The sequence below is a fragment of the Nonlabens sp. genome (assembly GCF_051251825.1).
Lineage (GTDB): Bacteria > Bacteroidota > Bacteroidia > Flavobacteriales > Flavobacteriaceae > Nonlabens.
This window is the reverse complement of sequence record NZ_JBPOGG010000001.1, coordinates 525981-540650: the sequence shown is the minus strand read 5'-3', so window position 1 is coordinate 540650 and position 14670 is coordinate 525981. Positions and strand designations below refer to the sequence as shown.

Genomic DNA, 14670 nt, shown 5'->3' with positions numbered 1-14670 from the left:
TAGAACTTATTTATTTTGCCAGTACGCTTTTGTAACGCTCTAAATTTTTAAGAGTCAGACCAGTACCACGCACTACCGCTCTCAATGGATCTTCTGCGATGTACACTGGCAAATCTGTCTTTTGAGACAAACGTTTATCAAGTCCACGTAGCATAGAACCACCACCGGCAAGGTAGATACCTGTATTATAAATATCGGCAGCGAGTTCTGGTGGCGTTTGAGATAATGTTTCCATTACCGCATCTTCCACACGTAATATTGATTTATCAAGAGCTTTAGCAATCTCTCGATATCCTATTTTAACTTCTTTAGGCTTACCAGTAAGTAAATCACGTCCTTGAACGCTCATTTCATCTGGCGGCACTTCTAGATCCTCAGTGGCAGCACCTATTTGAATTTTAATTTTCTCAGCAGTACGTTCTCCTACATAAAGGTTATGTTGAGTACGCATGTAATAAACGATATCATTTGTAAAAACATCACCAGCAATCTTAACTGACTTATCACAAACAATTCCACCAAGTGCGATTACAGCAATCTCAGTAGTTCCTCCACCTATATCTACAATCATGTTTCCCTTAGGTTGCATGATATCTACACCTATACCTATCGCAGCAGCCATAGGCTCATGAATTAAGTAAACCTCTTTACCGTTTACGCGCTCTGCACTATCCTTTACCGCTCGCATTTCTACCTCAGTAATTCCAGATGGAATACAAATAACCATGCGTAGCGAAGGAGCAAACCACTTCTTTTTCAATGCAGGAATCTCCTTGATAAACATGGAAATCATCTTTTCACTCGCGTCAAAATCTGCAATAACACCATCTTTAAGTGGCCTGATGGTTTTGATATTCTCATGCGTTTTTCCTTGCATCATCGCGGCTTCTTTACCTACGGCGATAATTTTACCTGTGGTACGATCACGTGCTACAATGGATGGACTATCTACAACGACTTTACCGTTGTGGACTATAAGAGTGTTTGCCGTACCTAGGTCGATGGCAATATCTTCTGTTAGAAAATCAAAAAATCCCATAAGATTAGAGAGAGGAAAAAGGGTTTAATTACTTGAGCTTTACAAAGCTAACACAATTCTTAGTGTTTAAAGTGTCTTGTACCTGTGAAAACCATCGCAATTGCATTTTTATTGCAATAATCTATAGATAATTCGTCTTTTATGGATCCTCCAGGTTGAATTACAGCTTTTATTCCAGCATTATCTGCAATTTCTACACAATCAGGAAAAGGGAAAAATGCATCACTTGCCATCACAGATCCTTCTAGATCAAATTTAAAAGACTGGGCTTTGTGTATGGCTTGATTCAACGCATCTACACGAGAAGTTTGTCCTGTTCCACTTGCACACAATTGCTTGTTTTTTGCAAGTACGATTGTATTAGACTTGGTATGTTTACACAGTTTTGAAGCAAAAAGTAAATCCTCAATTTGCGCTGCGGTTGGCGCAAGCTCCGTCGCTGTTTTTAAATCTGCTTTAGAATCAGTTTTTAAATTAGCATCTTGAACTAAGAAACCATTTAAGCTAGCTCTTACTTCTAGAGCGTTTGTGTTACGCTTTCGCGAAAGCGCATCTCCAACAAGCTCCAGCATAATTCTATTCTTCTTTCCTTTTAAAATCTCAAGTGCTGCAGGCTCAAATGATGGTGCAATCACGACCTCACAGAATAACTTATGAATCTCAGTCGCTGTGGCAACATCAATTTCCACATTTGAAATTAAAATTCCTCCAAAAGCAGATACCGGATCTCCAGCAAGTGCATCCACATAAGCTTGATGTATCGTGTCTCTTTGTGCAACTCCACAAGCATTATTATGCTTGAAAACTGCAAATGTAGGAGCATCATCTACAAATTCACTCATCAAGTTTACCGCAGCGTCTACATCTAATAAATTATTGTAAGACAGCGCTTTACCATGTAGTTTAGTAAACATACTTTCAAAATCACCATAGAACCAGCCACGTTGATGAGGATTCTCACCGTAACGTAACGGCATCACATCCTGCTGACTCATTTTAAGAGACTTAGTTGCAGAATCACCAGCAAAATAATTATAAATCGCACTGTCGTAATGTGAAGAAATATCAAAAGCAGTTGCAGCAAACTCTTTACGTTGCTCTACCGTTGTTGCTCCATTTCCTTCCTCAAGAACGTTCAATAACTTTCCATAATCATCCATGGTTGCAACACAAAGTGTGTCTTTAAAGTTCTTTGCCGCAGCACGGATTAAAGAAATCCCACCTATATCTATTTTCTCAATAATATCTTGCTCTGGAGCTCCACTAGCAACCGTTTTTTCAAATGGATATAAATCTACAATCACGATATCGATTTGCGGAATATCAAACTCTGCCAGTTGAGCGACGTCACCTTCATGATCACGACGATTTAAAATACCTCCAAAAACCTTAGGATGTAATGTCTTTACACGACCACCTAAAATAGATGGGTAGGAAGTGACATTTTCTACAGGAATTACCGGAATTCCTAAGTCATTGATGAATTTTTCAGTTCCTCCAGTTGAATAAATAGCGATTCCTAGATCGCTCATTTTCTTTACTATAGGTTCTAATCCATCTTTATGAAAGACAGATATTAAGGCAGATTTTGCGGTGATGTTGCTCATGTTGTGAAATGCTTAAAAAAGTAAGTTGCAAAAGTAATGGATTGTTGCGGTTTCACTTAACGTAATGCACTGGAAAGCACATTTGTTTTGAACCATTACTTAACAAGTATATTAATTAAAGAAGCAATTCTGTAACATTTCTACAACATCATAGTCCAATGAGATAACGTAGATTTAACCATTCTTAAAACCACCGGTAATAATGCTCATTTATTTAAGCCTTTTAAAAGAGAGTTTTTCGTTTGCATGGAATGCATTGAGCACAAACCTACTGCGTACTTTCTTATCACTTCTAGGAGTTACCATAGGGATTTTTTCAATCATAGGTGTGCTTGCGGCGGTAGATTCTCTAGAAAGAGAAATTAATGATGGATTGAGTTCGCTAGATATTTCAACGATTTATGTCTTAAAAATATCATTTGGACCTACAGAACTAGAGCCCTACCAGTACCAGAGTTTCCCTAACGTTTCTTATGACGAGTTTCAAATGTTAAAACGCAGCATGGAAGACATAGACGCTGTAACATTCACAACATTCTCTGCGCCTGAAAGTATCAAGTTTGAAGACAAAACAGCGACAGGCGTTAGTATTGTCCCAGGAACTAATGAATTCTATGATCTTGAAAACCTAAAATTGGATCAAGGTAGATTTTATAGTGAGAGCGAAAGTAATAGTGGAGCTGCGGTAGCAGTGATAGGTTATGAAGTGGCACAAAATCTATTTAAGAACACCGACCCTATAGGTAAGCGTGTGCGTCTTTATGGAAATAAATTTACCATAATAGGTGTGATAGCAAAACAAGGCTCTGGACTAGACCTAGGAGCGCCTAAAGATGAAAGTGCTTTTATACCTGTGAACTTTGTTAGAAAAATTTATGGAGATAATAATAAGTCTAAGGTAAACGCATTGATTCTTAAACCTAAAAAAGGAGTAGATCAAGACGAGTTTATCGCCACTCTAGAGCAAAAATTACGTAACTATAGAGGTTTAAAGAATGATGAAATCAGTAATTTTTTCATTAACCCTTTAAAAGGTTTTGCAGATTTCCTGGATCAAGTTACAGGAACACTAACGATTATCGGAGTAATAATCTCAGGATTTTCTATGCTTGTAGGCGGATTTGGTATCGCTAATATCATGTTTGTGAGTGTTAAGGAACGTACTAATCTTATAGGAATTCAAAAATCTTTGGGAGCAAAAAATAGCTTTATTCTTTTTCAGTTCTTATTTGAATCTGTAATACTAGCGCTCTTTGGTGGTTTATTTGGCCTTCTATTTGTGTGGATAGGAACTATGATAGCCAGTAGTTTTACTGAGGATTTTCAATTCATCCTTTCCACTTCTAATGTTATTTTAGGAACTAGTGTAAGTGCTATTATTGGACTATTTGCCGGTATCATTCCAGCCATCATAGCATCACGTTTAGATCCTGTAGAGGCGATACGTACTGGAATGTAATTTCTACTTTTATCATATTATGTGAGTACTGGTGATGAGCAATTTCTCCAAATCCTTATCTTAGCAGCATGGAGATTCAATTACACAATAAAACGGCATTAGTCTGCGGTAGCAGCGCCGGAATAGGAAAGGCAACCGCACAACAATTTGCACGTGCTGGTGCTCGAGTTATTTTACTAGCTCGCAATGAAGATAAACTTAAAGAAGTCCTAGAAACTTTAGATAATTCACATCAACAAAAACACGATTTTCTAGTCGCAGATTTCTCAAAACCTGAGGAGCTGCGTGATGTGGTAAACGCTTTCGCGAAACCTGCCTCGCCGGCAGGCAGGGCGAATCCCATACACATTCTAGTAAATAACACAGGTGGACCTGCCGCAGGATGGCTCATAGATGCAGAGGTAAGTGCACTAGAAGCTGGGTTTACTCAACATATAAAGTGTAATCAAATTCTAGCCAAAGCATGTTTCCCAAGCATGAAAGAAGCTGGTTATGGTCGTATTATCAATATTATTTCAACTAGCGTAAAAGCACCTATCGATTTCTTAGGAGTTTCAAACGTGATACGTGGCGCGGTTGCTAACTGGGCAAAAACCCTTTCAAACGAACTAGGACCTCACGGAATCACCGTAAATAATGTATTACCAGGATTTACAGCCACTGAAAGACTAGACGCAATCATAAAAGGTAAAGCTCAACGTGCTAACCATAGCGAAGCAGAAGCTGCAGCATTATTAAAGACTTATGTGCCAGCAAGAAGATTTGCCGAGGCTGACGAAGTGGCAAACGCTATCACCTTTTTAGCTAGTGATAAAGCCTCTTACATTAATGGTATTAATTTACCTGTAGATGGTGGAAGAACTAAAAGTTTGTAGAGAAAAAACATCCTAAAATCTAACGACCAAGAAACCTAATACCCAATTATCATGTCAAAGAAACTACGTATCAACGGTCACTCGCATTTACTTCCTTATCCGGAGCAAATTCCAGATTTCATGCGTGAAAAAGGGATTTTTTGGGTAGATCCAGAGCGCAAAAACATGTTGCAAAAAGACTGGTCTCGTCCAGTTACAGATTCTAGTTTCTTTCTAGATGAAAAGCTAGAATGGATGGATAAGTACAAGATCGACCATGCGGTTATTTTGAACTTGAGCCAGCTGTATGGAAATGGCTTGAGGCTTGAAGAAATGAAACAAGCGCTCCGTTTTCAAAATGATTTTAATGCAAAGGTTCAACACGATCATCCTACAAAATTTACCAGCGGTTTTGTAGTACATCCAGGATTTGTACGTGGTGCTTTATGGGAAATTGAGCGATGTGTTAAAGTTCTAGGCATGAAATTGCTTTGTCTGCCTACTCATTATATGGACACCATTGGAACTTGGAGATGTATTTTTGATGAAGAGAATGAGCCTATTTTTGAACTCGCTAGTGAGCTTAACCTTGCCGTAGAAATTCATCCTTATGATGGAGAGAAATTTATAAAATTACAGAACACCTCATGGCGTTTTCATTTAATATGGATGCTAGCCCAGTGCGCAGATGCTTATCATTTTTTAACCCTAAACGGTTATGCCTTTAAATATCCAGGAATGCGCATTTGTTTTGCGCATGGTGGACAACTGGCGCAAATGAATTTAGGACGCAGGATTCAAGGGTTTGACGGTAGACCAGATTTATTTGAAGGAAAAACGCATCCACGTAAGTCAGTAGGACATCCTAATATCTTTTTTGACACTTTAGTTCATGATACAGGATCTTTGGAATTACTCGTTAAAAATCAAGGTGCTAAGCAAGTGCTCATGGGACTGGATGATCCTTATCCGTTAGGAGAGATGGATAGTGAAAAGCAATCTAGTTATCCAGGAAAAATACTCGACCTAGCGATGGAACGCGATATCATCTCGCAAGCAGATTATGACGGCATGTGGGATGAACACGTGGTAAGATGGCTGTTTGGAAGCGATGAAAAAGCTAAGAAGGAGTTTTATAAGAGAATTAGTAAGTCCTAAGTCTTTTAGTCCACAGTCGTTTTACGAAATATCAATAATATTAAAAGGGAGATTCCGCATCGAGTGCGGAATGACAGTTTTCATAAAATTATTTTTAGTTAGAAATCAACAAAATGTACTTTTTACCAAACGATCTCGACGATTACATAGTTGCTCATTCACAAGATGAGCCTCAAATATTGAAAGATCTAACTCGAGAGACGCATCAAAAAGTCTTACAAGCCATCATGCTTTCTGGCGCATATCAAGGTCGTGTGTTGAGCATGATTTCTCATTTAAAAGCTCCTAAAAGAGTTCTTGAACTTGGAACTTTTACAGGATATTCTGCACTCTGTATTGCTGAAGGTATGCCAGCAAATAGCGAACTGATTACTATCGATGTTAATGAAGAGCTGGAAGATATGGCAGGAAAATATTTTACACGCTTCCGCGAAACCTGCCTGCCGGCAGGCAGGACGAAGACGGATGCTGTTACTTTCACTCAAAAAATAGGTCCAGCACTAGATATTATTCCAAAGCTTGATGGGAAATTTGATATGGTTTTTATTGATGCCGATAAACCTAATTACATCAACTATTTTCATGCGATTATGGAAAAAGTAAATCCAGGTGCGTTGATCATTTCTGATAACGTGTTGTGGCACGGCAAAGTTGTCGAGGAACTTAATCCCAAAGACAGTTCTACACCTATACTTTTGGAATTTAATAAGCAGTTAAAAGAAGATCCTAGACTACAAACAGTTTTGTTTTCTGTACGTGATGGATTAACCTTGAGTAGGGTACTTTAACCGATTGATTGTGATATTGAACAACTTGTAAAATAGCATACCTAACGTCAAACCAACCATTGCGCCCACGAATACATCTAATGGGTAATGAACTCCTACAAAGATGCGGGAAAAGGCAAAAAGCAAAGGCCAAATAAAGAATAGCAACCACCATTTAGACGGGCTGAATTTATTCAAAACTAAATAGACAAATAAACTAACCGTAACGCTCACTGCGGTATGACCTGACCAAAAGCTAAAATTCTCAGGCTGCTGTAGGATATAAATACTATCCATTAAGACAGGTTCATTATTAGGTCGCAATCGTTCCACATAATTCTTAACTAAATCAGTAAGACCTATTGCAATAACAGTAGCGAGAACTATACCTATCGATGCTACGTAACTCGTGCGTTTAGGTAATTTTTTAAAGAAGAAAAAAAAGAATGAGAAATAAAGTGGCAACCAGACTTCTAGACGTGTAACAAAAAGCCAAAACGCATCAAATTTTCTAAAGTAAGAGCCATTGATATATCTAAAAATTTGCTGATCTATTTCGACAAGCGATTCCCACATTAGAATCTACGTTTTACGGAACCAGTTTCTTCGATTTGGTCTTTTACTTCCTCAATTTTAGAAGTGATTTGCTTTACGTCTTCTGTAAAGCCGTGCTCGTCTGCAGTTTTTGAGATTTCGTTTTTAATATCATCAGTCGCATTGCGCACTGTATTCATAGCTCGAGCAATTCCACGTGCAATCTCTGGAAGCTTATCTGAACCAAAGACTAAAATAATCACGAGGCCTACAATCATAAGCTCAGGTGTACTGATAAAAAGCGGTAAACTTATCATACTGCAAATATACTATTTGAGCGGTTCATAGTTGTTTAACAAGATGCTAATTATGGTCTGTAATTAAAGAATTCAAATGACAATGAGGTTATCAGACCTTCAGTTGTGATGAGCTCTCTAGACATAGGATAACCTTCAGCATCGAGAACATAGCTATAATCGATACTTCTTTCTAGAACTGTAGAACCACCAGATATGTCATAATCTAATCGTGTCGCTGGAAGATAACGGCTGTAAGGAACAAATTCATCAAACATAAAAAGCCTGATGATGTCATTCATATCTGTAAAAGGATTATTATTAAAATTATAGGTGAAATCTGAATAACCTATGATCAATCCTGTTGCGTCAAATTTATTAATACGTAGCACATTAAAATTTTGAGTGTATTCGAGCTCAAGGTTTTCCACTTGAGTAGTAACACCAGATAAATCTGTTTGAGTGGTAATTACTTTATCAAATCTGTTTTGATTATCAATGTATAAGGTTTTTTCAAAAGGGATACCAGCGTCATCTGTATAGTTTAAAACAACGATTGAAGTAGCGGTCACATTTGTATCATTTCCATAACTAACAGCAACATCAGTATCTGGCTGCATGTTCTCACTTATTGACAATACTTGCAATTGATTTCCATTACCATAACTAGCTTGAGTAATTTGATCAATATTACCTGTTTCGGTTATGGTAGTTAAAAGGTTATTTGCGTTATAATCAAATGTAATATCTCTTGTAATATTTGATGGGTTATCAAGCGCCACTTGAATAGTACTTAATAACCGTGCATCAAGAACTGGTTCAATAACCTCATCAATTCCTGAGTTTGGGTCATCTAGCGATGGATCATCACAACTCCAAATTAAAAAACTCAATAATAAAAGAATGCTGTACTTCATAAAACGAATATAACTCTAAAGGTATAACAACAAAAAACCAGATTCATTGTGAATCTGGTTTTTTAAAAATTATGATTTGAAATTTTTTACCTTTTCAGTTCTTCAAACTTGTCCACTTTAGGTTCTTGTGGCCATGAATTGTTTGACACATCAATATCTGCAGTTTCTAGTTTAGGATCTATTACGATACCTACTATTTCCTTTTGAGTTGCTTTGCCAAGACTTACTTCGTCATCATTCAATCTCCAGATTTCTGCAGGATGAGTTACTGTCTCAGTAGTACCGTCAGCATAAGTGTACTCAATAATGATAGGCATTACTAATCCACCTGGCTTTTCAACAGTAATCTGGTAGAAAAACTTAGGTTCTTTCATTGTCGCTCTTTGAGCAGCAGTAAAGTTATCCATCAAATAGTCATTCAGTTCACCTACAACTTCACTAGGAGCTTTACCTTTCATTTCATCTTTGTAGTCAGAGCTTCCTTCCTTAACCATATAAACAAGTGGCGGAATTCTATCTTCAGGAATATTTCTCTCTTCCATAAGATCTTTCATCTCTTGATTTTTCTCACTAGAAACATAGAACTTATCTACAGACTTAATTCCCATGTCGTTATATTGAGTTGTATAGAACCAACCTCTCCAGAACCAGTCTAGATCCATAGCACTTGCGTCTTCCATAGTACGGAAGAAATCTTCAGGAGTTGGGTGTTTAAACATCCATCTTTGAGAATAAGTACGGAAAGAATAATCAAATAATTCACGTCCCATTACTGTTTCACGCAATATATTTAAAGCCGTTCCTGGCTTGCTGTAAGCATTTGCCCCAAAATTAAAAGTATTCAACCCTTTACTCATGATAGGCGCGATATAGCGTTGATCACCTGCCATATAAGGAACTATAGCAGCTGCTGGTCCACGGCGTGATGGATAAGCATCTAATCCTTCAATAGAAGCTGGATAATTTTCTCCCATATCTTGCTCAGCTACATATTGAACAAATGTATTTAAACCTTCATCCATCCATGTCCACTGGCGCTCATCACTATTCACAATCATAGGGAAATAGTTATGTCCTACTTCATGTATAATCACTGATATCATTCCAAATTTCACACGATCAGTATAGTTACCATCAGCATCTGGACGTCCATAGTTCCAGCATATCATAGGATATTCCATTCCTTGATTCTTTGCATGAACTGAGATTGCTTTGTGGTAAGGATAGTCAAACGTCATTCTTGAATAAGACTTTAATGTTTGAGCAACAGCTTTAGTAGACCATTGTTCCCATAGTGGATTACCTTCTGGTGGATAAATTGATACCGCCATGATATCTTTTCCTCCTACTTTAACGGCCATAGCATCTGCCACGTAACGACGTGAAGATGTCCATCCAAAGTCACGAACATAATCTGCCTTTAGCTTCCAAGTTTTCATCTTAGTTGCACCTGGCATCATCGCTAGTTTTTCAGCCTCTTGTTGAGTACGTATTACTACTGGCTCGTCAAAAGTACGTTGCGCCATTTCATATCTTCTCATTTCCTCTTTACTGTAAACGTCCTTGCGGTTAGTTAATTTACCTGTTCCATCTAACCAGTGATCTTCAGGAACTGTAATGTTAACTTCAAATGAACCAAATGGAAGCGCAAACTCATCACGACTCCAGAACTGGCTATTTTGCCATCCTTCAACATCGTTATACACACACATACGTGGATAGAATTGAGCAATTACATATGCTCTATGGCCATCAGGAAACTCTTCATATCCACTACGACCTCTACCTTCTACATGGTTATTAATGTTATAATTCCATTCAATATCAAATTCAAATTTCTTTCCAGGAGCAAGAGGTTTAGGCATCTCAACTCTCATCATAGTTTGATTAATCATGTGCGCTAAAGGATTTCCTTTAGAATCCAGCACTTTAGTAATATTAAAACCACCGTCAAAAGGTTCTTTTAAGTACTCACCTGCAAATCCTTCTGGTCGCATGAATGGAGAAACGCCACCACCTTCAATTAAAGGAGTTTTAGAATCTTTTGCACGCATATTTTGATCTAACTGTACCCATAAGTAATCAAGTACGTCTGGAGAATTATTAGTATAAGTAATAGTTTCGTACCCATTAATGTGATGATTAGCATCATCTAATACGATATCCATTTCATAATCTGCACGTTGCTGATAGTACTTAGGACCTGGAGCACCACTAGCGCTACGATACTGATTAGGAGTTGAAAATTCCTGATATAACTGACGGAATTTGTTGATGTTGTAGTGTTCTTCTGCCTTAGGCTCTTCGTTTTCCTCTGCTTCTTGAGCAAATCCAACAAAAGACACCATTAACATACTGACGAACAATAGTTTAAAAGCTTTCATTTTTTTGATTTAGTTTTAAGAGTTGCTAAAATAAGAATAATAGACCATTGATAAGCTTTTTAACTAAAACTTCACAGAGTCTATTTTTCTACTTTCATCTGTTATTAGGGTTTTGCGTTGCCCTTTAATTTTAAAATGCACCATGTTTTTCTGTTCTTCAAACAGCTCCATGAGCGCTGTAAATCTCATTTCGATTTCAGTAGGTTCTTGAGAAACAGGAACCTCTATATACAGTACGAGCTGGTCATTTTCTACCTCAGCTCCTAAGTAGTTGTTTTTAATTAATTCTCCATCCACTTTAGTACGTAGTCTGCTTTGAAAATAACTGGCTATTAACCCTTTATATTTATCTAAACTTCCTTCATTAGTTAGAATTATTTCCTCATCTGCTCGAGCAGATAAGACATCTTCTAGATCATCTATAAAAAAACGACTTGTGATTTGTAATGCAGCAGCCTTCTCACTGTATTTCACATTAGATACAGATAGATAATACTTGTGAGCTGTAATTGTTACGCTTTCGCGGAAGCGTGAATCATCAACATTATCAATCGCACCGCAATGCAACATCACAACTAGCGATAGGAAAATGAACATTAAAGAGTTCTTCATAAGAATATTTTTAAAGACTTGAGATGCAAATTTTAAGGAAGCAGAGTTACATTTCCTAAATAGACACCATGGAATTCATCACCGTTTGCATCAGTACCATCTATGGTGATGGCATATCCAGTCTGGTAAGTTTCTACTCTTACATAACCGCTGTCGAGCGATAAAAATGAACTGAACATATTTGCCGCATCATAATTTAGATCATATCCTACAGCTACATTTGCAGACTCTTCTAGGTCTGTAATTTCATATAAACCTGTTTGAAAACCTGCGGTAGAATTTCCATAAAAATTAAGTTGCATTAATACGCCAGCGCCTTCTAGTTCATCCATTGCATTAAGCGACACTCCATCACCATAAATCGTCACGGCTGTCCTTATAGCGTCGGCACTTACTTGAAGTGTTTCACCTCTAAATGCTCCAACAGTTTCAAAATTAGTCGTTTGATCACCATAGCAAAATGTATTCACTTGGATCACAGGACCTGTAGGCAAGTCATCATCGCTATCACAGGATGTTGCTAGAATTAGGGCAGTTGCCATAACTAACAAGGTTATTAACTTTTTCATCATTATATAATTTAATTATTGCTTTCTTTTTTTGTACTCTTCGGCAGTATCAGATAGGAATTGAAGTAATACTATTTCATTTTCCTCAGTCATCATTTCTTGATTCAATCCTTTATCTGTCGCAAAGTAAATGAAGTCGTAAAGATTCTCTTTATCTATTTCTAAAAACTCCACTAAATAATCTGCATCAAACTGATTTTTTAACACTGCTACGTCAAATCGCTGTTCTACCGTGTTTGCTCCTCCAAAATCAAAATCCAACGCATTCAACGCCACATTTAAAACTACAGCAGCAAGCAGACCTACCAGATTGAACATATTATATCGTGGTTGAGATTGCATCATCGCTTCATGACGTATCGCATAATCCTCTGGCTGGCGCACCATGTCTGAAAGTGTGTTTTCTGTGCGATCTATGGCTGGAGTCCACATATTCTGACCTGATATTTTTTCAAGTCGCGTGTCTGCCATTTCAAGTTTTTTAAGATTGAGGTATACATTCTGGTCACCTTCAAGAACAACTTGATCCAGCACATTTATTCCTTCACCTAGTGTAATGGTAACTACTCTTTCTTTTATAGTTCTCTCAGTAACTACTAGCGTCACAGGCTCATGAATCGCAGATTTGAAGACAATCTTATCACCAGCTTTTACATCTATTCTATAACTTCCTGTAGAAGTAGTTACTGTAGTCTCGTAACTTCCTTCATTAAAAATAGTAATTCCTTCTACGGGTTCATCCAGTTCATTCTGTATATAACCAGAAATTTGCACACGATCTTGTTGAGCAAAACTCAGTACAGGAATTAAGGTTAAGAATAAAAATAATAGCTTATTCATTAGTTTTGTTTTTACGTTTTTTAAATGCTGTTGCTTTTTGAGATAAGAATTCTAAAAGTTCAAGTTCATTCTCTGACTGAACTAACTCTAAGGTCAATCCATGATCTTCTACAAAATATCCATACTCGATAAAATCTTTTTCATCTATCTTGAGGTACTCGATTAGATAATCTTTGCTGTATTTATTTTTAAGCAATACTAACGGGTTTTTCTCGCTAGGTATAGAATCATCCTTATTAACGTTTTTTGAATCGAGACGTTCAGCAATACTCGCTGTGTTTACATAATTTGAAAATCCCACCATACTATATCGCAATCCAGTTTGCTTGAAAGCTTCAGATCGTACGGCATACTCTTCACCTTTACGCACCTTATCTGAAAATGTGTATTCCATACGGTCCACACCAGCAGTTTTAATATTTTCTGGAGCAACGGCACCTAATCCTGCGTCAACCGTTTCTACTCGTTTTACGGGAATCATAAAACTCGTAGCATTTACATTTACTACCTCAAGATCTTTCACGTCTGCGTTGAGACTTAATTCAATTTTCTTGTCTTCAATGACTTGATTTGACACTTTTAGAGAAAAAGTTTCAAACTGGATCGCTTTAAAAGAAAGCTCATCACCTTCCATCGCGTCTATGTAGAAAAAACCTTTATCGTTAGTAACAGTTCCTTCTAGAGAATTCCCATTAAAAATGGTTATTCCAGTTAAAGGTGTGCTTAAATCTGTATTTATAATTCCTTTGATCTGTATACGTTCTTTTTGTGCGGTACAAATCACACCTAGAAAAAGAAATATGTAGGTTAAATATTTCATAGCTTTATATATAGTTAGCAATTTAAACCAAATTGCTTTTTGCATAACGATAACATTATCCAAATAATTGTTAAATACCTTTGTTCAAAAGCATTCTTATGAGAAACATGATCGTCGCTAGTACCTCAACCATTCATGGCAGTGGTTACCTTGAATATCTACTCGATGATTTGATCGCTGTTTTTAAGCAAGAAAACATCACAGAGTTACTCTTCATTCCGTTTGCACGTCCTGCCGGTATTTCTCATGATGATTATACACAAAAAGTACACCACGCTTTACTTGATCACAAAATAAAAGTTACAGGAATTCACACCATTGAAAACAAAGCCGATGCTCTCATGAACGCACAAGCAATTTTCACAGGTGGCGGCAATACATTCCAACTCGTTAAAACGTTGCATAACCTAGAACTTATGCAACCGTTGCGCAAAGCAATTTTTAATGGCACATTTTATATAGGAACCAGTGCTGGAAGTAACATTTGCGGTCTTAACATGCGCACCACTAACGATATGCCTGTGGTACAACCTGCCAGCTTCAAGACTACTGGAGCGCTGGGTTATAATATAAATCCACATTACTTAGATCCTGTAAATGGCTCTACTCATATGGGAGAAACTCGCGAGCAGCGCATTAAAGAGTTTCACATATATAATAACATTCCAGTCATAGGACTAAGAGAAGGCAGCTACATAAGAGTTCAAGACAAGAAAGAAATCTTACATGGAGCGCACACAGCTAGAGTCTTTCTTCAAAATCAATCGCCTATTGAAGTAGAAAGTGGCTACGATTTTGCTCAATTAGTATAAAA

At 37.3% G+C, this 14670-nt stretch carries 15 protein-coding genes; 5 read left to right on the top strand and 10 right to left on the bottom strand.

The genetic code is table 11. From position 1 onward, the window contains the following. Positions 1–10 precede the first annotated feature (10 nt). Entirely contained in the window at positions 11–1039 is a 1029-nt protein-coding gene (locus ACSHWW_RS02280) for a rod shape-determining protein (protein ID WP_435680780.1), read from the bottom strand. Between the two features lie 59 nt (positions 1040–1098). Then, positions 1099–2646, bottom strand: coding sequence for a bifunctional phosphoribosylaminoimidazolecarboxamide formyltransferase/IMP cyclohydrolase (gene purH / locus ACSHWW_RS02275; protein WP_435680779.1), 1548 nt, complete (start codon positions 2644–2646; stop codon positions 1099–1101). A gap of 202 nt (positions 2647–2848) precedes the next feature. Here purH and ACSHWW_RS02270 point away from each other — a divergent pair, with 202 nt between their 5' ends. The 4 genes from ACSHWW_RS02270 (at position 2849) to ACSHWW_RS02255 (ending at position 6905) form a co-directional block, all read left to right on the top strand. Further along, complete coding sequence (locus ACSHWW_RS02270; RefSeq protein WP_435680778.1) at positions 2849–4105, top strand: ABC transporter permease; 1257 nt, start codon at positions 2849–2851, stop codon at positions 4103–4105. A 68-nt stretch (positions 4106–4173) separates the two neighbouring features. Continuing rightward, positions 4174–4980 (top strand): SDR family oxidoreductase, encoded by an 807-nt coding sequence (locus ACSHWW_RS02265; RefSeq protein WP_435680777.1) that lies wholly within the window; start codon positions 4174–4176, stop codon positions 4978–4980. 51 nt (positions 4981–5031) lie between these two features. Continuing rightward, positions 5032–6117: an amidohydrolase family protein gene (locus tag ACSHWW_RS02260; RefSeq protein ID WP_435680776.1), complete on the top strand. Its 1086-nt coding sequence runs from the start codon at positions 5032–5034 to the stop codon at positions 6115–6117. A 113-nt stretch (positions 6118–6230) separates the two neighbouring features. Further along, a complete protein-coding gene (locus tag ACSHWW_RS02255) occupies positions 6231–6905 on the top strand; it encodes an O-methyltransferase (protein ID WP_435680775.1) in 675 nt (224 codons plus the stop codon). On the opposite strand, the gene ACSHWW_RS02250 is transcribed toward ACSHWW_RS02255, so the two are convergent. From ACSHWW_RS02250 to ACSHWW_RS02215, 8 genes are all read right to left on the bottom strand, one after another. Beyond that, on the bottom strand, positions 6882–7460 hold the full coding sequence (locus ACSHWW_RS02250; protein ID WP_435680774.1) for a phosphatase PAP2 family protein: 579 nt from the start codon (positions 7458–7460) through the stop codon (positions 6882–6884). The two genes, ACSHWW_RS02255 and ACSHWW_RS02250, sit on opposite strands and share 24 nt — an antisense overlap. After that, positions 7460–7735, bottom strand: a complete 276-nt coding sequence (locus ACSHWW_RS02245) for a Sec-independent protein translocase subunit TatA/TatB (RefSeq protein WP_435680773.1) — start codon at positions 7733–7735, stop codon at positions 7460–7462. The genes ACSHWW_RS02250 and ACSHWW_RS02245 overlap by 1 nt, the downstream gene beginning before the upstream one ends. 50 nt (positions 7736–7785) lie before the next feature. After that, complete coding sequence (locus tag ACSHWW_RS02240) at positions 7786–8631, bottom strand: hypothetical protein (protein ID WP_435680772.1); 846 nt, start codon at positions 8629–8631, stop codon at positions 7786–7788. An 86-nt stretch (positions 8632–8717) separates the two neighbouring features. Beyond that, a complete protein-coding gene (locus ACSHWW_RS02235; RefSeq protein WP_435680771.1) occupies positions 8718–11015 on the bottom strand; it encodes a M1 family metallopeptidase in 2298 nt (765 codons plus the stop codon). 63 nt (positions 11016–11078) lie between these two features. Further along, a complete protein-coding gene (locus ACSHWW_RS02230) occupies positions 11079–11627 on the bottom strand; it encodes a DUF6702 family protein (protein WP_435680770.1) in 549 nt (182 codons plus the stop codon). 32 nt (positions 11628–11659) lie between these two features. Next, on the bottom strand, positions 11660–12196 hold the full coding sequence (locus ACSHWW_RS02225; protein WP_435680769.1) for a hypothetical protein: 537 nt from the start codon (positions 12194–12196) through the stop codon (positions 11660–11662). 15 nt (positions 12197–12211) lie between these two features. After that, on the bottom strand, positions 12212–13036 hold the full coding sequence (locus ACSHWW_RS02220; RefSeq protein ID WP_435680768.1) for a hypothetical protein: 825 nt from the start codon (positions 13034–13036) through the stop codon (positions 12212–12214). Beyond that, positions 13029–13856 (bottom strand): carboxypeptidase-like regulatory domain-containing protein, encoded by an 828-nt coding sequence (locus ACSHWW_RS02215; protein ID WP_435680767.1) that lies wholly within the window; start codon positions 13854–13856, stop codon positions 13029–13031. The genes ACSHWW_RS02220 and ACSHWW_RS02215 overlap by 8 nt, the downstream gene beginning before the upstream one ends. 98 nt (positions 13857–13954) lie before the next feature. Between ACSHWW_RS02215 and pepE the strand changes: the two genes are divergently transcribed. Continuing rightward, a complete protein-coding gene (pepE, locus tag ACSHWW_RS02210; protein WP_435680766.1) occupies positions 13955–14668 on the top strand; it encodes a dipeptidase PepE in 714 nt (237 codons plus the stop codon). The last annotated feature ends 2 nt before the right edge of the window (positions 14669–14670 follow it).

What these genes read in the sequence shown, in the direction of transcription:
- ACSHWW_RS02270 (WP_435680778.1), top strand. Translation starts at nt 2,849, where the DNA reads ATGCTCATTTATTTAAGCCTTTTAAAAGAGAGTTTTTCGTTTGCATGG.
- ACSHWW_RS02265 (WP_435680777.1), top strand. Translation starts at nt 4,174, where the DNA reads ATGGAGATTCAATTACACAATAAAACGGCATTAGTCTGCGGTAGCAGC.
- ACSHWW_RS02235 (WP_435680771.1), bottom strand. Translation starts at nt 11,015, where the DNA reads ATGAAAGCTTTTAAACTATTGTTCGTCAGTATGTTAATGGTGTCTTTT.
- ACSHWW_RS02230 (WP_435680770.1), bottom strand. Translation starts at nt 11,627, where the DNA reads ATGAAGAACTCTTTAATGTTCATTTTCCTATCGCTAGTTGTGATGTTG.
- ACSHWW_RS02215 (WP_435680767.1), bottom strand. Translation starts at nt 13,856, where the DNA reads ATGAAATATTTAACCTACATATTTCTTTTTCTAGGTGTGATTTGTACC.
- ACSHWW_RS02245 (WP_435680773.1), bottom strand. Translation starts at nt 7,735, where the DNA reads ATGATAAGTTTACCGCTTTTTATCAGTACACCTGAGCTTATGATTGTA.
- pepE (WP_435680766.1), top strand. Translation starts at nt 13,955, where the DNA reads ATGAGAAACATGATCGTCGCTAGTACCTCAACCATTCATGGCAGTGGT.
- ACSHWW_RS02260 (WP_435680776.1), top strand. Translation starts at nt 5,032, where the DNA reads ATGTCAAAGAAACTACGTATCAACGGTCACTCGCATTTACTTCCTTAT.
- ACSHWW_RS02280 (WP_435680780.1), bottom strand. Translation starts at nt 1,039, where the DNA reads ATGGGATTTTTTGATTTTCTAACAGAAGATATTGCCATCGACCTAGGT.
- ACSHWW_RS02240 (WP_435680772.1), bottom strand. Translation starts at nt 8,631, where the DNA reads ATGAAGTACAGCATTCTTTTATTATTGAGTTTTTTAATTTGGAGTTGT.
- ACSHWW_RS02250 (WP_435680774.1), bottom strand. Translation starts at nt 7,460, where the DNA reads ATGTGGGAATCGCTTGTCGAAATAGATCAGCAAATTTTTAGATATATC.
- ACSHWW_RS02220 (WP_435680768.1), bottom strand. Translation starts at nt 13,036, where the DNA reads ATGAATAAGCTATTATTTTTATTCTTAACCTTAATTCCTGTACTGAGT.
- ACSHWW_RS02225 (WP_435680769.1), bottom strand. Translation starts at nt 12,196, where the DNA reads ATGAAAAAGTTAATAACCTTGTTAGTTATGGCAACTGCCCTAATTCTA.
- ACSHWW_RS02255 (WP_435680775.1), top strand. Translation starts at nt 6,231, where the DNA reads ATGTACTTTTTACCAAACGATCTCGACGATTACATAGTTGCTCATTCA.
- purH (WP_435680779.1), bottom strand. Translation starts at nt 2,646, where the DNA reads ATGAGCAACATCACCGCAAAATCTGCCTTAATATCTGTCTTTCATAAA.